The organism is Micromonospora coriariae, assembly GCF_900091455.1.
Taxonomy (GTDB): Bacteria; Actinomycetota; Actinomycetes; order Mycobacteriales; family Micromonosporaceae; genus Micromonospora; species Micromonospora coriariae.
On sequence record NZ_LT607412.1, the window covers coordinates 231387 to 249785 of the forward strand.

Below are 18399 nucleotides of genomic sequence, written 5' to 3' on the forward strand. Positions count from 1 at the left end.
TCCTAACTCTTTGAGTGTTGGAGTCGGCGCCAGCAGATGATGGCGCAGGCGAGGGTGAGGAAGGCTTCGTGGATGTCGTCGCGGATCTCCCACCGCACCCGCAGGCGGCGGAACCAGTGCAGCAGGGCGATGGTCTGCTCGACGACCCAGCGTCGGCTGCCGAGTCCTGAGCCGTGCTCGACGCCGCGTCGGGCGATGACGGGTGTGATGCCTCGGGTTCGTAGCTGGCGGCGGTAGATGTCGTAGTCGTAGCCGCGGTCTGCGTGGATCCGGTCGGGCCGTTGCCGGGGTCTGCCGCGGATGCCCTTGATCGGCGGGACTTTGTCGAGCAGGGGCATCAGTTGGGTGACGTCATGGCGGTTGCCGCCGGTCAGGCTGACGGCGAGGGGGATGCCGCCCGCGTCGGTGATGACGTGGTGTTTCGAGCCTGGCTTGCGGCGGTCGACCGGGCTCGGGCCGGTTTTGGGCCGCCCTTGAGCGCCCGGACGTGGGAGCCGTCGATCACCGCCCGGGACATGTCCAGCTGCCCGGCGGCCCGGAGTTTGCCCAGGAGCACTTCGTGCAGTTGCTGCCACACGCCGGCGTCGTTCCAGTCCCGCAACCTGCGCCAGCAGGTCATCCCCGACCCGAAGCCGAGTTCCTGGGGCAGATGCTCCCACGGGATCGCCGTGTAGAGCACGAACAAGATCCCGCACAACACCTTGCGATCATCCAGCGGCTTACGGCCGGGATAGCGACGCCGACGTGGTGCTCGAGGTGGCAGCAACGGCGCGATCTCTGCCCACAACTCGTCCGAGACGATCCACGGCGGCTGCTCACCCCTCCTCACGTCCGAGCACTCTAGTCGACCGTCCATCAAGGACGAACGCCCCTAGGTCATTCTGTTAGGAGTTCTTAGAGGTCCTAACAAAGTCGGACGACATGCCGGTACGTGATGATGCAGGTGGCGAGGGTGAGGAAGGCTTCGTGGATGTCGTCGCGGCGTTCCCAGCGGATGCGTAGGCGCTTCATGCCGTGGTACCAGGCGATCGTGCGCTCGACGACCCATCTGATGGTGCCCAGTCCGGAGCCGTGGGGCTGGCCGCGGCGGGCGATCCGTGGGCGGATGCCCTTGCCGCGTACTGCCTTGCGGTACTTGTCGTGGTCGTACGCGCGGTCGGCGAACAACGCGTCGGGGCGCTGGCGTGGGCGGCCGCGCCGACCGCGTACCGGTGGGATCTTGTCGATCAGCGGGAGCAGTTGGGTGACGTCGTGGCGGTTGCCGCCGGTCAGCGACACGCCAGGGGGATGCCGGCGCCCTCGGTCAGGACGTGGTGCTTCGAGCCCGGGCGGGCGCGGTCGACCGGGCTCGGGCCGCTTTTGGGCCACGTCTGGCCGCCCGCACGTGCGAGGAGTCGATGACCGCGCGGGACCAGTCCAACTTCCCGGCGGCCTGCAGCTCGGCCAGCAGCAGCTCGTGCAGTCGCTGCCACACCCCGGCCCGGTTCCACTCCTGCAAGCGCCGCCAGCAGGTCATCCCGGATCCGAACCCCAGTTCCTGGGGCAGGAACTCCCACTGGATACCGGTGTGCAACACGAACAGGATCCCGCACAGGACCTTGCGGTCCGGGATCCGCTTACGCCCTGGATACCGCGGGTTGCGCTCAGGCTTGGGCAGCAACGGCTCGATGCGCTGCCACAGCCCGTCCGGCACGACCCACGGAGGCTGCTCACCACGCCTCACGGCCGAACACCGTAGATCACCATCTACAAGGGACGGAAGACTCTAGATCATTTTGTTAGGACCTCTAAGGAGGGTCGGGGTTCGGGGCGGAGCCCCGAGGTCTTCATGGTCTGCAACTCATAAGCGCGGCCGGCCGGAGGTCGCCAGCAGACCGGGGCCGGGCCGGCGCGGCCAGCTTGCGGACCGCCTGATGCTCTTGGTTCAAGTCAGAATCATCAACGTCAGCTGAATGTTCACGAATCCGTTGAGGGCCAGCGCCACCAGCATCGAGAGAATCAGGATGGCTGTACCCCTGCGTCCCTCGCCGGCCATGGGCTTGAGAACCGCACCGACCAACGACCACCCCACGAACCCGACGAAGCCAAGCAGAACCATCATGACGACGCCCACGTCCCCCAGCAGTTTCGGGTCGAAGTAGTCATGGTGGACTGCTGACCGAACCAACCACTCGCCGGCAAGTACACCAATGAGCAATACTGTCGCAACATTGCCCAGTCCGAGGCCCACCCCGCCCCACAGCGCGCCACGGATCTTGCCCGAGTGTTCCTCTCGCTTCATTAACGCCATTCGAAAATGCCAGCCAACCGGCACGAATGCACCAAACACCATCGCGATCACCTGACCAACAGACTGACCCGACGTGTAGACCAGGCCGGTAGCGAAGCGCTCCACCTCTCGTACCTGACCGGCGCCCTGTGGATCCGCGTTGACAAAATCGGCAAGTCCGGCGTTGAACCGCGCAGCAACGACCGTTGTCAGGATCACGGCGGCGGCCGCGAGCCACCAACCCGCTGTAAAGCCATGCTGCCCGCCCTCAGCGGAGTCGCAAGCCATCCGCCGATTATGGAGGACCGGCCGCAGGGGCACAGATTCCACCGCTGACAAACCTGCTCGACCTCGGACTGCTTCAGCCAACAACCTGACGACCCGCTGCCACCCCGTGTGCCGTCGACCCGCCCTCCTGGGGAGCGGGCCGCCGCCCGGCCCGCCCCGACGGGCGGACCGTGACGGCTCGTACGGGCGCTGGCGGGTCGGGCGGCGGTCTGCTCGGCTCGCCCGGGTCGATGGCAGGCGGGATGGCCTACCGCAACCACCCACGGCCCGGCACTCGCCGACGCAGCCCCGGCCATCCTGGAGCCGGAGCGCTCCGCCGGAGGTGCTCTAACCGCAACCCCGCGAGTGGCGGCAGCTCGCCGACGCGGACGGCGTGCACTTCTCCACGCCGCGCGGGTCCTGGCCGCGCGGCCCGGCCGGCTGCCGGCCCACCATCTCCCCGGTCAAGCTCCTGTCGTCCTGCGGCGGCCCTCTGGGCTTCCCCTGCCTCCGCGCCAGCCGCCGGGCGTGTTGCGTGGCCGGAGCGGAGCGGCAGCGGAGTGCAAGCCGCGCGCCCTGGCGGCCGCGCGTGCGGCCCGTCAAGGGCCGCCTTGAACGCCGACACCATCCCCGTCTACGACTACACCGCCGAAGGCTCCGCCTTCGCACGCGCCACCCAACCCGACTACTTCGGGTGGCTGGAGCACGTTCGCGCCGCAGCTGGCTGCACACGTCCCATCCGCCTCGCCGGCCAACTCCTCACCGTCGAACAGGGCACCGGCCGCGTCCTCGACGCCCGGCACACCGACGCGATGCCCAACGCCGCGATCTACACCGCCTGCGGCAACCGACGCGCTACCGTCTGCCCCGCCTGCGCCCACACCTACCAACGCGACGCCTACCAACTCCTCCGAGCCGGCCTCATCGGCGGCAAAGGCGTCCCCGAGACGGTCGCTCGGCACCCGGCGGTGTTCGCCACCTTCACCGCCCCCTCCTTCGGCACCGTGCACACCCGGACGGTCAAGCGACACACCTGCGGCAACCGCCGCCGCTGCGACTGCCGGGCCGATCCATGTCACGCCCGCCGCGACACCGGCCTCTGCCCCCACGGCCGGCCGGCGGTCTGCGGGGCACGCCATGAGTCCGGGGACCAGGTGCTCGGGCAGCCGTTGTGCCTGAACTGCTACGACCACACCCACCAGGTCGTGTGGAACCTGTTCTCCGGGGAGTTGTGGCACCGCACCAAGCAAGCTGCGGAACGCCACCTCGCCAAGGTTGCCCGCCGCCGGGGCATCCCCCGCGTCCACGTCCTCACCGCCTCCGGCAACATCCGCAAGGTTCCGCCGGTTCGGCTGTCGCACGGCAAGGTGGCCGAGTTTCAGGCACGAGGGGCGGTGTACTTCCACGCCCTGGTGCGCCTCGACGGCGTCCACAAAGCCGGGACACGCCGGAAGCCGCACGGCAATGACCTGGCTTGAGCTGCGCCGCGATGCTGACCGGAACGTCCAGGAGCTGACCGCCGCTGACCCTCGACGCCCGTGCAATCGGGCACGCAAGGGGCACGGGCCAACTGGGGCACCGGGTAGGTTGCCGTTGGCGAAGATCCGACGAAGCCCGGCGAGGCTGGTTGGCAGGGTTTAGCTGCGGAGAGGATGACATGACGACGCAGCGGACGGTGTTAGTCATTCCGGGCAGCGGTGGCTGCTGGCACGTTCCCCACCAGTTGTTCGCCGCTGATGCGGCACGGATGCGCGGCGCGCAGATGCACTACGTGTCATGGACCGGCGAGGTGCCACCAGAGCCGGAGGCGCGGGGACCGTGGGCAGTGGAGCAGATAACGGCGGCCCTTCGTGGATTACCCAAGCCGTTGATCATCGCCTACTCCGAAGCCATTTTGAAGCACAACGCGGCCTACCCGACCTTCGGTCGGCACGCAGGTGCAGGTGCTGCCGACCACGCGTGCGCGACGGCCGCACAGCACCACGTTTATCAGGTACGCGAGCCCGGCACGCGGACGGTCCGCACGGTCTGGCCACGACTGCGCGGCTGGTAGCGCCGGCCACCGGGGCACCAAGCCGGGGTCGAGGACAGCACCGCTCAGGCCTCCCCCATCGTGCCGATCCTCGACTCGACAGCGTCGCCCGGCGTACGCCCGACGGCGTACCGAAACGCGTTGACGAGGCGGTAGCCCCCGGGCGGGGTCCGGAACCGTCGGGCGGCGGCGATCACCGTGGGTGCCGCGGTAGCCATGGTGGCTGGATCTTCGCCCAACAGCACGCCCCGGACGAGCGCGTCGTCATCGGGTGCGTGCCAAGGGACCTCGACAAGCCCCGCGGACACGACGTCGAGACCCCCGGCGCCGAGCAACTCGCCGAGACCACCGGGTTGCCATAGTCCGCCGATGGGTCGCGGCTGCTCGCCGGCGGCGTACGCGACGGCGTCCTCGATCGTGTTCAGGTCGTTGCGGGCGGCCTCGGCCCAGTTGGAGATCGCGACGAGGCCGCCGGGCGCCGCGACGCGGACGAACTCGGTGAGGGCGTCAAGGATGTCGTCGGCAAATTGCAGGGCGTTGAACGACGTCACCAGGTCGAACTCCCCGTCCGGCCAGGGAAGCTGCTCAGCACGGCCGAGCCGGATGTCGGCCCCGGTCGCCCGGGCGCGGGCGACCTCGACCATGCCGGGCGCCGGGTCAACGCCCGCCGTCGAGGCGCCGAGCCGGTCGAGGTACGCGAGGAGTTCGCCGCTGCCGCACCCCACGTCGAGCACGCGCGAGCCCGGGCCGATCCCGCTCGCCTGGACCACGGCACTCCAGGCGGGCTCGGGGAACCCGCCCCAGAACTCGGCCCAGCCTGCGGCGACGGCGGACCAGCAGTCCAGATCCGCTCCGTCCATCTCGCTCCTCCATGAATTGACCGGGCCCGTCCGGGCGATGTGTCAGCCAGAGTTCAAGCCCTGGCCCGTCTCCCGCGCCGCCCCTTCGACGCCGGCCAGGTGAGAACCGCGGCTCAGCCGCCCAGCAAGATCGTCCCGCACGACCCACCGGTAGTAGTCGTCCCGATGACCTCGGTACGACCAGCCAGGAGCGTGTTCCCGGTCGGGTTCGACCGGGAACACGCCACATGGCTGGTCGGTTCAACCACCAAACCTCAGGTAGGCGTTCATGTCCGAGCGATTGGCAACGGGCTAACCGCCCATGATCACAAAGCCCGATCCTGGTTCTCGCACGATATTACCGACAGGCCGAGTTGGTGATGGTCACATTCGTCAGCGTTGCGCTACCGTGAGCGCCATTCATGGCTAATATGCCGGCGCCCCTATTGGGCTTGTCGAAGGCCGCGGGCATCCCGTCGGCCGACCGACTGTCACCGCACTCGGCACCAACGACGGGGGCGACATCAACGCCACGCAGATCGGCATCGATCTGAGCCACCGGATCGCACCGGACGAATTGAGCCCGAACGACGTCGACTACGCGATTCGGGCCAAGTTGCTGGATCTGTATCTGACACCTGGCGCCGTCCAGGTGAAACTCCGGAAGTGATCAGGACCGCCCGCTGGGTTATCGTGGCGGTGACCGCGGTATTCGCTGTCACCGCCACCGCCTGGTTCCCCGCGCGACGACGAGCCGGCCGACGACCGGCCGGTGTTCGACCTCGGCCGGCTGGTCCTGACCGACCCGCCGGCCGGGGTCGTGGGCGATCCGGCCTGCGGGAGCGCCGAACGCACCTGGAGCGACCCGGCCACCGCCGTGCCGAACCTCCGGCGGTGGTCGGCCCAGGGCCGGGAGCCGGAACTCACGCAACGCGTCGACCGGCACCGCAGCGCGGCGGAGGCGGAACAGAGCCGCCGATCGAGGACCTGGCGGAGCAGATCGCGCGGCAGCTCGGCAGAGAAGCGGTGATCGCCGACTCCCGGCTGCCGCTGTCCGCATCCGCGTCCGCCGTCTCCTGCGCCGGCACCGACCGGGCCGGCTGCAAGATCTAGGTCGCCTCTACGCCGTCTGCCTGCTGTCGCCGATGGGTCTCCGGCCGACCGAGGTGTGCGGGCTGCGCTGGTCCGATGTCGACTTCGAGGCCGGCACGATCGCGGCCGGGGAGAACAACCGGACGCTCGTCGACGGTGAAATCGAGAGATGGAAGCCAAATCGGCGGCCGGCAAAGGCGACCTGCCGATGCCCGCGACGGTAACGAAGGCGCTCAAGGCGTTCCACACCCTCCAGAAGAAGGAACGTCTGAAGGCCGGCAACGCCTACGTCGACAGCGGCTACGTCCTGATCAACGAACTCGGCCAACCGCAGCGCACCGACTGGCTCCGCCGCCGGGTGTACGAGCTGATGACCAAGGTCGAAGTCCGCAAGGTCCGGCCGTACGACTCGCGGCACGCCTGCCTGGCCTCCCTCGCCGGCGCCGGAGTGCCCAACGTCGTGCTGGCGGCCTGGGCCGGCCACGCCGACGGCGGCACACTCGCCAAACGGGGTGTACGTCCACCCCGACAGCAGCCACCTGAAAGTGGCGGCCGAGCACCTCGAATCAGGCCTGTTCGGGTGACTCCCACACCCGAGAATTCAGCAATGCGGGCGTACGTGAGCATTTGTGAGACGGAACAGCAAGAAGGCCTCGACTCACCGAAGTGAATCAAGGCCCAGCCCTGCCGAAACTCTGTCGGGACGGCCGGATTCGAACCGACGACCCCTTGACCCCCAGTAGTTGACGGCCTCAGCGACGTGCTCAAGCACGTTCTCCCAGGTCGACCACCAGCTTACTCAGCCAAGTAAAGGAGTCCATTGCCGCCGGCCCCGAGCCAAGGCGATCCAGTGAAAGTTTGTGTCGGTGGGGCCAGCCGAACCATACGCACACATGCCTACTGGACGGCCTGGATCGAACGCCCGGCGTCCTGACCCGGGCCTGGCCCTCGGTCTACAGCACTCACCTCGGGTACCGGATGGTGCATTTCGCGGTGGTGGCGTTTCGTCGTCATCGGCTGCACGCCGCGGTCGGTACCCCGCAACAACGTCTCCGACATCTTCGCCAAGCTGCGAGTGGCCGACGCGCGGCGGCCATCGTGCGCGCCCGAGACGCCGGCCTGGGCTGCCCGTGAAACCTCGGGTCCGGTGGGAGGTGGGAGGCCCATCGGACCCGAAGCGGCGCACCCGCCGAGGGCGCCCCGGCGGCGTGGATCAGGCGTTCTGCGGGAAGCCGAGGTTCAGGCCCCCGTGGCTCGGGTCGAGCCAGCGGGAGGTGACCACCTTGCCCCGAGTGAAGAACCGGACTCCGTCCATGCCGTGCGCGTGGGTGTCCCCGAAGAGGCTGTGCTTCCAGCCACCGAACGAGTAGTACGCCACCGGGACCGGGATGGGCACGTTGATGCCGACCATCCCGACCTGCACCTCGTGCTGGAAGCGCCGGGCCGCGCCGCCGTCGTTCGTGAAGATCGCGGTCCCGTTGCCGTACGGGTTCGCGTTGATCAGGTCGAGCCCCGCGTCGTACGACGGCACCCGGAGCACCGACAGCACCGGGCCGAAGATCTCCTCACGGTAGATCGACATCTCCGGGGTGACGTGGTCGAAGAGGGTGGGGCCCAGCCAGAACCCACCCTCGTCGCCGTCGAAGGGGCCGGTCCGACCGTCCACCACAAGGCTGGCGCCGGCCTCGACCCCGGCCCGCACGTAGCCGGCGACCTTGTCCCGGTGCGCGGCGGTGACCAGCGGACCCATGTCGCAGCCCTTGGTGCCGTCTCCGGTGCACAGGCCGCCCATCCGCTCCTTGATCTTGGCGATCAGCTCGTCGGCGACCGGCTCCACGGCGACCAGGGCCGAGATCGCCATGCACCGCTCGCCGGCCGAACCGAAGCCGGCATTCACCGCCGCGTCGGCGACCAGGTCGAGATCGGCGTCGGGCAGCACCAGCATGTGGTTCTTCGCGCCGCCCAGCGCCTGGACCCGCTTGCCGTGCGCGGTGGCCATCTCGTACACGTACCGGGCGATCGGAGTGGAGCCGACGAACGACACGGCCGCCACGTCGGGGCTCGTCAACAACGCGTCGACGGCCTCCTTGTCGCCGTGCATCACGTTCATCACGCCGTCCGGCAGGCCCGCCTCGGTCCACAGCCGGGCCATGGCCACCGCCGCCGAGGGATCCTTCTCGCTGGGCTTGAGGATGACCGCGTTCCCGCAGGCGATGGCGATCGGCACGAACCAGAGCGGGACCATGGCCGGGAAGTTGAACGGCGAGATCACCGCCACCACGCCGAGCGACTGCCGGATCGAGTACACGTCCACGTTCGTCGACGCGCCCTCGGTGTACCCGCCCTGCAGGAGGTGCGGGATGCCGCAGGCGAACTCGGCGACCTCCAGCCCCCGGGTGACCTCGCCCAGCGCGTCGTCGAGCACCTTGCCGTGCTCGGCGGTGATCAGCGCGGCGATCTCCTCCTTGCGCTGGTTGAGCAGCTCCCGGAAGGCGAACAGCACCCGGGTGCGGCGGGCCAGCGACGTGTCGGCCCAACTCCGGGCGGCGGTCGCCGCCTTGGCGGCCACCTCGGCCACGAGTTCGGCCGAGGCGAGGTCGACCTGACCGGTGACCGCGCCCGACGCGGGGTTGTAGACCTCGCCGGTCCGGTCAGGCACACCGGTCCAGTCGTGGCCGCCGATCAGGTGGGTGATCCGGGTTGGCACGGTGCTCACGCTCCTTTGTTTCTGGGTGGGACAGAAGGCCGTCGGGGCGGGGCCCCGACCGGACCTCACGGCCGGAGGATCTCGGCGCGGTCGGCGAGCTCGACCCGGACCGGCTGGCCGGTGGCGAGCGAGGCCACGCCGGCCTCGCAGACCACGCTGGCGGCGTAGCCGTCCCAGGTGGTCGGGCCGGCCACCTGGCCACGGCGGCAGGCCCGGGCCCACTCCTGGACCTCGATGTCGTACGCGCGGGCGAAGCGTTGGCGGTAGTCGTCCGGGATCCGGCCCGCGTAGGCGTTCCCCCGCCGGACCAGCATCTCCTGGCCCAGGCCGATGGTGGCGCTGCCCAACTCGGCCACCGCCTCGCACCGCACCTCGTAGCCGACCTGCGAGTTGACGAAGACCTCGGTGGTGGCCACGCCACCGCCCGCCATCTGGAAGATGGCCACCTGCGGGTCGCGGAGGCCCTCGGGGGCTCGACCACTCGGGGTCGGCGTGAGCAGCGTGACGGTCTCGATCTCGGCGTCGAACAGCCACCGGCAGACGTCCACCTCGTGAACGAGAGAGTCGTTGACGATCGCCGCCGAGTCGCGGAACCAGGCCGGCGAGGTCCTGTTCCGGTGGATATTGTGCACGAGCAGCAGCCGGCCGAGCTCGCCGTCGTCGAGCAGCCGCCGCAGCTCGGCGTACTCGGGATCGAACCGGCGCATGAAGCCGACCTGGACCAGCGGTCGCCCGGCCTTGTCCCGCTCGACCTCGACCAGGCGCAGCGCGGCGGCGCTGTCCATGGTCAGCGGCTTCTCGCAAAGGGAGAACTTGCCGTGCGCCAGGCAGGCGAGGACCTGCTCCTCGTGCGCGAAGCCGGGCGAGGCGATGAGCACCGCCTCCACGGCGTCGTCGGCGATCAGGTCGAGCGGATTGGCGATGGCGCGCACGCCCGGATAGCGCGCGGCCACCTCAGCGGCCCGCGCACTGTCGGCGTCGGCGACGGCAACCAGCTCCGCGCCGGAGATCCGGGTGGCCAGCCGGTCGGCGTGGTCGGTGCCCATGGTCCCCACACCGATGACGCCCACCCGCAGCGGACGCTCCGTCATCCGTCGACCTCCTCGATCGGCGTCAGCAGTGCCCGCTGCGCCGCCTTCTTCTCGATGTACTCGTCGTACGCCCGGCGGGTGGAGTCGAGATCGCTGACCTGGCTGACTGGGACGTCCCACCAGGACTCGCTACCCGGTGCGTGGACCAGCGGGTCGGTCTCCACGTGGATCACGATCGGGCCGCCGTCGGCGGGCGCCGCTTTGGCGTCCTTGATCGCCTGCTCCAGGCCGGCCCGGTCGTGCACCTCGATCACCGTCGCGCCGAGGCTGCGCGCGTTGGCCGCGAGGTCCACCGGCAGCCGGGTGCCGTCCAGCCGCCCGCTGGCCGCGTCGCGGTAGCGGTAGCCGGTGCCGAAACGCTGCGAGCCGAGCGACTCGGAGAGCGAGCCGATCGATCCGAAGCCGTGGTTCTGCACCAGCACGACGATGACCTTGATCCGCTCCTGCACGGCGGTGACCAGCTCGGTCGGCATCATCAGGTATGAGCCGTCGCCCACCAGGACGAAGACGTCCCGGTCCGGGTCGGCCAGCCGCACCCCGAGACCACCAGGGATCTCATAGCCCATGCAGGAGTAGCCGTACTCGACGTGGTAGCCCTTCGGGTCCCGCACCCGCCACAACTTGTGCAGGTCGCCGGGCATCGAGCCGGCGGCGCAGACCACCACGTCCCGTGGGTCGGAGAGCTCGTTGACGCAGCCCAGCACGGCGCCCTGGGTCAGTACGCCGGCGGCCAACCGCTCGGTCACCTCCGGCGACGGGTGGTACGTCGCCTCCACCTGGGCGTCCCAGGCGCGGAACAGCTCCGCCTGCTCGACTCGGTACTCCGGTGCGACCTCGTACCCGGCGAGCGCCTCGTGCAGCGCGGTGAGCGCCGCGTGGGCATCGGCCACCACCGGCAGGCCGGCGAGCTTGCCGGCGTCGAACCGGGCGACGTTGATGTTGACGAACCGCACCCCCGCCTCCTGGAAGGCGGTGCGCGAGGCGGTGGTGAAGTCGCTGTACCGGGTGCCGGCACCGATCACCAGGTCGGCCGTGCGGGCCAGCGCGTTGGCCGCCGTGGTGCCGGTGGAGCCGACCGCCCCCATGGCCTGCGGATGCCCGTGCGGCAGCGCACCCTTGCCGGCCTGGGTCTCCGCCACCGGGATGCCGGTGGCGTCGCAGAAGGCGCGAAGCGCGGCCTCGGCACCGGAGTAGTGCACGCCGCCGCCGGCCACCACCAGCGGCCGGCGGGCCGACCGGATCAGCGCCGCGGCCCGCTCGATGAGGTCCGGTTCCGCTGGCGGTCGCGGCACACGCCAGGTGCGCGGCGCAAACAGATCGACCGGCCAGTCGTACGCCTCGGCCTGCACGTCCTGCGGCAGTTCGATGGTGACCGCCCCGGTCTGGACCGGGTCGGTGAGCACCCGCATTGCGCCGAGCAGGGCCGTCGGCAGATGCTCCGGCCGGTCGACCCGGTCGAAGAACCGGGACAGCGGGCGGAAGGCGTCGTTGACCGTACGGTCGCCGGTCTCCGGCATCTCGATCTCCTGCAGCACCGGCCGGGCCACCCGGGTGGCGAAGGTGCCGGAGGGCAGGAGCAGCACCGGGATCCGGTTCACGGTGGCCAGCGCCGCGCCGGTGAGCATGTTGGTCGAGCCGGGGCCGACCGACGCGGTGCACGCCCAGGTGGTCAGCCGGTCCCGGTGCCGGGCGAACGCCACCGCCGTGTGCACCATCGCCTGCTCGTTGCGGACCAGCACGTACGGCAGCCGGTCCGGGCCGTCGGCCAGCTCGTCCTGGAGCAGCGCCTGGCCGAGTCCGGCCACGTTGCCGTGCCCGAAGATGCCCAGGCAGCCGGCGAAGAGCCGATGCCGCTCACCGTCCCGCTCGGTCCACTGGTTGGCGAGGAAACGCACCACGGCCTGACCCACGGTCAGCCGAACCGTGCCGGCGCTGGTCGTCATCGGTAGCCTCCGCTGGCCAGTCGAGGATCGACGGACTGTCCGTCCCAGGTGCCCCGGACCCAGCCGTGGGCCGGGTCGTCGCAGATCAGCCAGGCCCGGGTCGCGCCGGGGCCGGCCATCACGTTCAGGTAGTAGAGGTCGTAGCCGGGCGGGGCCATCGCCGGCCCGTGCCAGCCGTGCGGCACCAGCACCACGTCACCGGTACGCACCTCCGCCAGCACGTCCAGCGGACGTTCGGCGGTGCCGTAGACCCGCTGGTAGGCGATCGGGTCACCGGAGCCGTCGGCGTCGTCCGTCCGGAGCTCGAAGTAGTAGATCTCCTCCAACTCGGTCTCCGCGCCGGGCCGCTCCTCGTCGTGCTTGTGCGGCGGGTAGGAACTCCAGTTGCCGGCGGGGGTGATCACCTCGCAGGCGATGATCGAGTCGGCGTCGAGGACGTCCGGTACGCCGAAGTTGCGCACCAGCCGGGACGCCGTACCGGCGCCGCGCAGCTCGACGGGGACGTTGGCAGCGGCCAGGTGGCGGAACGGCGGGGTGGTGGCCCGCTTGGTGGCGGTCGCCCCGCAGAGCGCCACCCGGGCCGGGCCCGAACCGTCGTTGCGTACGGTGAGCCGGCTGCCGCGTGGGACGTACGCCACGTCGGTGGGCCCGGCGAAGACGTCCGCCCGGCCGGTTAGCTCGGCCTCGTGGCGCTCGCCGTCGCCGTCCACCGCGGACACGGCGCAGCCGCCCCGCAGCGGCACGACGACGACCTCGGTCTCGCCGAGGTCGACCGCCACCTGCTCGCCGGGGGCCAGCTCGGCCACCCGGAGGCTGGTGTGCCGCCACCCGGGGGTGGCGTCGGTGATGGACACCCGGAAGCCGCCCTCCATGGCGCTTCCGTCCGGCCAGACCCAGCGCGCGTCGTCCCCGGTCACCGCCCACCTCCGTGCACCAGCGCGGCGGCGGTGTCCACCGCTGCCGCCACGTCTCCGTCCGGTGGGTAGAGCAGTGCCCGCCCCACCACGAGGCCCCGCACGCTGGGCAGGTCGAGCGCTGCCGCCCAGCTCGCGTACGTCTCGTCCGCCGGGCCGCTCGGGTCGCCACCGAGCAGCAGCGTGGGCAGCGTGGTGGCGGCCATGACCCGGGGCAACTCGGCCACGACCGGCAGTTTCAGCCAGGTGTGCCGGCTGGTCACGCCGAGCCCCGTGGCGATCTGGATGGCGCGGATGGTCGAGTCGGGATCGAGCAGGTTGCGCACCCGGTTGCCGTCGCGGACCGAGAGGAAGGGCTCGACCATCGCCATCACCTCGTGCCCGGCGAGCCCGGTGACCGCGTGGGCGCTGGCCTCCAGGGTGGCCGCGGTGGCGGGATCGTCCAGGCAGATGCGGACGAGCATCTTGCCGCCGTCGAGCCGCCGGGCGGCGATCTCCTCGGCGGTGTAGGCGGTGAACCGGTCGTCGAACTCGAATGCCGCACCCTGCAGACCGCCCCGGTTCATCGAACCGACGACGACCTTGTCCTCCAGCGCGCCGAGCAGCAGCAGGTCGTCGAGGATGTCCGGGGTGCCGAGCACCCCGTCGACGCCCGGCCGGGACAGCGCGACGACAAGCCGGTCCAGCAGGTCGGCCCGGGAGGCCATGGCGAGCCCGTCGCCACGGACGCCGAGCGCGCCGCGCGCCGGGTGGTCCGCGGCCACGATCAGCAGCCGCCCGTCCGCGCCGACCAGCTCGCGCCGGCTCCGGCTCCGCCAGCCGTCGGTGATCCGCCGCGGCTCGCGTACCCGGATCTCGGTCAGCTCGGCGGTCTGCAACCGCCGCCGTGCCAGCGTCATTGCGGGATCTCCTTCCCGGCCCCGGCCGGGACCGTTGCGACTGCCGCGCCGCCCAGGTCGGTGGTGCCCGCGGCGAGCACCGCCTCGACATCGGCGTCGGTCGGCATCGCGGTGGAGCACTCCAGCCGGCCGGCCACGATCGCGCCTGCCGCGTTGGCGAACCGCAGGATCCGGGGCAGGTCCCAGCCGCTGAGCAGGCCGTGGACCAACGCCCCGCCGAAGGCGTCACCGGCCCCCAACCCGTTCATCACCCGTACCGGAAACGGCGGCACCTCGACCCGCTCGGTCGCCGTCGCGGCCAGCACGCCCTTCGGCCCCTGCTTCACGACCGCCAACTCCACGCCGCGGTCGAGCAGGGCGTCCGCCGCGCGGTGCGGGTCGGTCTCGCCGACCGCCACGGCGCACTCCTCGCGGTTGCCGACGGCGACGGTGACGTGGTCGAGCGCCAGGCGCACCTGCTCGGTGGCCTCGGCCGGGTCGGGCCAGAACATCGGCCGGTAGTCGAGGTCCAGCACGGTGTGCGAGCGACGGCCGCGGGCCTGCCACGCCGCGAAGTGGGCGGCGCGGGACGGCTCCTGGGACAGGCCAGTGACGGTGGCCCAGAAGACCCGGGCCGTGCGGATCGCGTCGAACGGCAACTCGTCCGCCTCGATCAGCAGGTCCGGGGCGATCGGATAACGGTAGAAGTAGAGCGGGAAGTCGTCCGGCGGGAAGACCTCGCAGAAGGTGACCGGCGTGGGCGGCCCGGGCACGGCGCTGACGAACCGGTCGTCGACACCGAGCCGGCGCAGCTCCTTCCGGACGTAGCGACCGAACGGGTCATCCCCGGTCCGGGTGATGATCGCCGAATGCCGGCCGTGCCGGGAGGCGGCCACCGTCACGTTTGTCGCGCTGCCGCCGAGGAACTTCTCGAACCGGGTGACGTCCTCCAGGCCCACGCCGTGGTCCAGTGGGTAGACGTCCACGCCGCACCGGCCCACGGCCACCAGGTCATACGCCGACGGCCCGGCATCCGGCCGGCCGTCGATCACCGAGGCTCCCATCCCGTCAGCGTCCCTTCGGGATCGACCCGGCCACGTCGAGCAGGTAGGCGATGCTGGCCTGGACGTCCGCCACCGGACCGGTCTCGCCCTCGGGCGGGCCGGTCAGCACGGTGTCCTGTTCGAGCACGTACCAGCCCTGGTAGCCGGCGTGCTCCAGCGCGGTGACGATGGCCCGCACATCGACGTCGCCCCCGCCGAGCGGCGCGTACATGCCGCGCGCCACCGCCTCGCTGTAGGTGACCTCGCCGGCGCGTACCCGCTCGGCCCACTCGGCCCGCACGTCCTTGAGATGCACGTGCGCGATCCGCCGGGGATGCTCGCGGGCCACGGCGACCGGGTCGCCCCCGCCGACGAGCAGATGACCGGTGTCCAGGCAGAGCCCGATCCGGCTGCCGGCGAGCACCCGGTCGGTCTCGGCGCCGGTCTCCACCATCGTGCCGACGTGCGGGTGCAGCGTCGCCACCAGGCCGTACTGGGCGGCCAGGGCGTCGATCCGGTCGAGGTTGCCCAGCAGGGTGGCCCAGCTGGCGTCGTCGAGGGTCGGCCGGTTGTCGTAGCCGTCGGTGCCGGTCGCGGCGGCGAGCACCACCGTGGACGCCTGCGCGGCGACCAGGCCGACGATCGCCCGGGACACCTCGGGTACCGGGTCGTGGCCCGGGTCGTGCAGCACCACGGGCACGAACTGACCGACCGCGGTGAGGCCGTGCCGGGTGAGGGTGGCCGTCTTGCCGACCGGGTCGTCCGGGAGGAACCCGTCCGGGCCGAACTCGGTGGCCACCAGGCCCAGCTCACGCATCTGTCGGAGCACTGTCTCAGGGTCGAGCTGGTAGCCCCACCCCGGCACCTCGCAGACGCCCCATGAGATGGGCGCTCCGGCGACCCGAGCGGCCAGCGTCGACGGTTGTGTCATCGACTCTTCCTTCCGAGGGATGCCGGTCACCGCAGCACGTCCGCCAGCCCTGGCAGCCGCTCCCGGTAGCCGGCGAGCAGCCGCCGTGCGGTGGTCACGGAGTCGACCAGCGGGTGCAGCGCCAGCGCCTTGACCGCCAGGGATGCCGACCCGCTGGCAGCGGCCTCGATGGTCAACTGCTCCACCGCCTTGACCTGCTGCACGAGCCCGAGCATGTGGCCCTGCAGCGGCTCCGTCGCGAACGGCCGGGCGCCGGTCCCGTCCACCAGGCAGGGCACCTCGACCACCGCGTCGGCGGGCAGCCCCGGGACGGCGGAGCCGTTGCGCACGTTGAGGATCATCGTCGAGGCATGCCCGCCGACGATGCCCGCCATCAGATCGAGGGCGACCTTCTGATAGCCGCCTTCGGCGATGTCCTCCTGCTCCCGCTCCCCGGCGCCGCTGCTGTCGCGGCTCTCCGCCATGTAGGTGGCTTCCCGCTCGGCCCGGGTGCGGGTCCAGATCTCCAGGGCGGTGTCGGGCTTGCCGGCCACCTCTGCGTAGAACTGGTCCTGCTGCTGGTGGAGGAACTCGCCCCGGGTGGTGGCCGCGTCCTTGATGGAGCTGACCGCGTCCCGGTTGTAGTAGTAGTAGTAGAGGTACTCGTTCGGGATGGCGCCCAGCGACCGGACCCACTCCAGGCCCAGCAGGCGGGCCTCCTCCATCTGACTGAGCAGCGTGTCGTCGGCCAGCAGTTCGGGCAGCCGGTCCACGCCGTCCACTCGCAGCCCACGCAGCCAGCCGAGGTGGTTGAGGCCGACGTAGTCCAGCGCCACCCGGCGCTGGTCCACGCCCAGCACCCGGGCGGCGCGGACGCCGAGCCCGATGGGCGAGTCGCAGATGCCGATCACGCGGTCACCCAGCCGGCGACGCATCGCCTCGGTGACCATGCCGGCCGGGTTGGTGAAGTTGATGACCCAGGCGTTCGGCGCGTGGCGGGCCACCCGGTCGGCGATGTCCAGGCAGACCGGAATGGTCCGCAGCGCGTACGCGAGCCCGCCTGGCCCGGTCGTCTCCTGGCCGAGGATGCCGAGGTCGAGCGCGACCCGCTCGTCCACCGTCCGGCCGGCGAGACCGTCCACCCGGATTGCCGAGAAGACGAAGTCGGCGCCGTCCAGCGCCTCGTCCAGATCGGTCGCCGTGCGTACCTTCGGGGCGTCCGTCCGGCCGGCCGCCAACTGGTCGAGCACCGCGTGCACGGCGTTCAGCCGGTGGCTCGCCAGGTCGTAGAGCACGACCTCGCGGACGTCCGGCCCGTCTTCCTGCGTCAGGAGTTGCTGATAGATGAGCGGTACCCGGAAGCCGCCACCGCCCAGGATGGTCAGTTTCATGCTTGGATGACCTCCGTATCGGCCTTGGCGAAGACGGCCAGGGTCGCGGAATCTACGTCGTCGTTCGTGATGATCACATCGACCTCCTCGGGGCCGCAGACCTGGAGGAGCCCCGATCCGGGGAACTTGCCCCGGTCGGCGACGACCACCGTCTGCTCAGCCGCTGCGATCATGGCTCTCTTGACCGGAACCTCCACCAGCGTTGTGTCCATGATCTGGCCGTCCGGCCGGATGCCGCTGGTGCCGAGGAAGAGCCGGTGCGCGCGGAGTTGGCGCAACGCGTCCTCGGTCAGCATGCCCACCATGGACAGATAGTTGCGGCGGAGGATGCCGCCGAGCACCAACAGTTCGACCGCTTCGTCGTCGCGGAGTTCGTCGACGACGGCCAGGCTGCTGGTGATGACGGTGATCCTCCGGCCGCGCAGGTGTCGGGCGAGTCGGGCCGTGGTGGTGCCGATGTCGAGCAGCAGAACTTCACCGTCGGAGACCATCTCGGCGGCGCATCGCGCCACCGCTTCCTTCTCGTCCGTTGCGACCGCTGCGACCTCGACGAAGGGCACCTCCTCGACCTGCACACTGCCCGCGCCGCCACGGATGCGCCGCAACGCGCCGTGTGCGTTGAGCACCTGGAGGTCCCGGCGGATGGTTGATGCGCTGACTCCCAGGTCAGCGGCGAGCGAGGAGACCGATACGGCTCCCGAGGATCGGACTCGGCGGACGATCTGCTCGTGTCGACTGACTGGAAGCACGGGTAGAAGCTAGCACTGCCCCACGCAGCGGACAACCAACAACGCGCAGCAAGCATCACCTTCACGCAAATTCGCGCAGAACAGGGGCTTGCCTATTGGCGTTCGGCGGAGCAACATGCACAGGACATCCAGGCGATGTAGCCAGCTAGTCAAACTTGTCCGGAAGTGAGCAGAAGTGAGCAGGGCACCACGCGGAGGCGCCGACACTCCTCCGTCCGCATCAGACAAACCCCGCTGGGATCCACTGGGCGCCGAGCGGCGGCAGGACCCCGGC

Annotated in this window: 15 protein-coding genes and 2 pseudogenes; 4 read left to right on the forward strand and 13 right to left on the reverse strand. The window is 70.6% G+C overall.

Features of this window, described 5'->3' with window-relative positions; all coding sequences use genetic code 11:
- Positions 1–2 precede the first annotated feature (2 nt).
- The 3 genes and pseudogenes from GA0070607_RS01085 to GA0070607_RS01095 all read right to left on the reverse strand — a co-directional run bounded on the left by GA0070607_RS01085 (position 3) and on the right by GA0070607_RS01095 (position 2557).
- A protein-coding gene (locus GA0070607_RS01085; RefSeq protein ID WP_157743056.1) for an IS5 family transposase occupies positions 3–856 on the reverse strand; the annotation gives its coding sequence in 2 pieces (ribosomal slippage) (positions 3–466 and positions 466–856; 855 coding nt in all).
- A gap of 47 nt (positions 857–903) precedes the next feature.
- Positions 904–1723: pseudogene (locus GA0070607_RS01090) on the reverse strand (IS5 family transposase).
- 201 nt (positions 1724–1924) lie between these two features.
- Positions 1925–2557, reverse strand: coding sequence for a hypothetical protein (locus GA0070607_RS01095; RefSeq protein WP_157743057.1), 633 nt, complete (start codon positions 2555–2557; stop codon positions 1925–1927).
- A 539-nt stretch (positions 2558–3096) separates the two neighbouring features.
- Here GA0070607_RS01095 and GA0070607_RS01100 point away from each other — a divergent pair.
- A pseudogene (locus GA0070607_RS01100) lies at positions 3097–3966 on the forward strand (replication initiator); the annotation flags it as partial.
- Between the two features lie 227 nt (positions 3967–4193).
- A complete protein-coding gene (locus GA0070607_RS32220) occupies positions 4194–4589 on the forward strand; it encodes a hypothetical protein (RefSeq protein ID WP_157743058.1) in 396 nt (131 codons plus the stop codon).
- 44 nt (positions 4590–4633) lie between these two features.
- Here GA0070607_RS32220 and GA0070607_RS01105 read toward each other — a convergent pair whose 3' ends face one another.
- Positions 4634–5428, reverse strand: a complete 795-nt coding sequence (locus tag GA0070607_RS01105; RefSeq protein WP_089016487.1) for a class I SAM-dependent methyltransferase — start codon at positions 5426–5428, stop codon at positions 4634–4636.
- A gap of 751 nt (positions 5429–6179) precedes the next feature.
- Between GA0070607_RS01105 and GA0070607_RS01110 the strand changes: the two genes are divergently transcribed.
- Together GA0070607_RS01110 and GA0070607_RS01115 are read left to right on the forward strand one after the other, a co-directional pair.
- Positions 6180–6437 carry a hypothetical protein gene (locus tag GA0070607_RS01110; RefSeq protein ID WP_089016488.1) on the forward strand — a complete coding sequence of 86 codons (258 nt, stop codon included), beginning with the start codon at positions 6180–6182 and terminating at the stop codon, positions 6435–6437.
- Between the two features lie 231 nt (positions 6438–6668).
- A complete protein-coding gene (locus GA0070607_RS01115; RefSeq protein ID WP_089016489.1) occupies positions 6669–7169 on the forward strand; it encodes a site-specific integrase in 501 nt (166 codons plus the stop codon).
- Between the two features lie 543 nt (positions 7170–7712).
- Here GA0070607_RS01115 and GA0070607_RS01120 read toward each other — a convergent pair.
- The 9 genes from GA0070607_RS01120 to GA0070607_RS01160 all read right to left on the reverse strand — a co-directional run bounded on the left by GA0070607_RS01120 (position 7713) and on the right by GA0070607_RS01160 (position 18125).
- Positions 7713–9185, reverse strand: coding sequence for a CoA-acylating methylmalonate-semialdehyde dehydrogenase (locus GA0070607_RS01120; RefSeq protein ID WP_456299232.1), 1473 nt, complete (start codon positions 9183–9185; stop codon positions 7713–7715).
- Between the two features lie 86 nt (positions 9186–9271).
- On the reverse strand, positions 9272–10297 hold the full coding sequence (locus GA0070607_RS01125; RefSeq protein ID WP_089016491.1) for a Gfo/Idh/MocA family protein: 1026 nt from the start codon (positions 10295–10297) through the stop codon (positions 9272–9274).
- A complete protein-coding gene (gene iolD, locus GA0070607_RS01130; protein WP_089016492.1) occupies positions 10294–12240 on the reverse strand; it encodes a 3D-(3,5/4)-trihydroxycyclohexane-1,2-dione acylhydrolase (decyclizing) in 1947 nt (648 codons plus the stop codon). Before iolD ends, GA0070607_RS01125 begins: the two co-directional genes overlap by 4 nt.
- Positions 12237–13157: a 5-deoxy-glucuronate isomerase gene (gene iolB / locus GA0070607_RS01135; RefSeq protein ID WP_231930731.1), complete on the reverse strand. Its 921-nt coding sequence runs from the start codon at positions 13155–13157 to the stop codon at positions 12237–12239. The genes iolD and iolB overlap by 4 nt, the downstream gene beginning before the upstream one ends.
- Positions 13154–14053 (reverse strand): Cgl0159 family (beta/alpha)8-fold protein, encoded by a 900-nt coding sequence (locus GA0070607_RS01140; RefSeq protein ID WP_089016493.1) that lies wholly within the window; start codon positions 14051–14053, stop codon positions 13154–13156. The genes iolB and GA0070607_RS01140 overlap by 4 nt, the downstream gene beginning before the upstream one ends.
- Positions 14050–15096, reverse strand: coding sequence for a 5-dehydro-2-deoxygluconokinase (gene iolC / locus GA0070607_RS01145; protein ID WP_089016494.1), 1047 nt, complete (start codon positions 15094–15096; stop codon positions 14050–14052). Before iolC ends, GA0070607_RS01140 begins: the two co-directional genes overlap by 4 nt.
- Positions 15097–15100: 4 nt before the next feature.
- Positions 15101–16006, reverse strand: coding sequence for a TIM barrel protein (locus tag GA0070607_RS01150; RefSeq protein WP_089016495.1), 906 nt, complete (start codon positions 16004–16006; stop codon positions 15101–15103).
- A 26-nt stretch (positions 16007–16032) separates the two neighbouring features.
- Complete coding sequence (locus GA0070607_RS01155) at positions 16033–17376, reverse strand: 6-phospho-beta-glucosidase (RefSeq protein ID WP_089016496.1); 1344 nt, start codon at positions 17374–17376, stop codon at positions 16033–16035.
- Positions 17373–18125: a DeoR/GlpR family DNA-binding transcription regulator gene (locus tag GA0070607_RS01160; RefSeq protein WP_089016497.1), complete on the reverse strand. Its 753-nt coding sequence runs from the start codon at positions 18123–18125 to the stop codon at positions 17373–17375. The genes GA0070607_RS01155 and GA0070607_RS01160 overlap by 4 nt, the downstream gene beginning before the upstream one ends.
- Between the last annotated feature and the right edge of the window lie 274 nt (positions 18126–18399).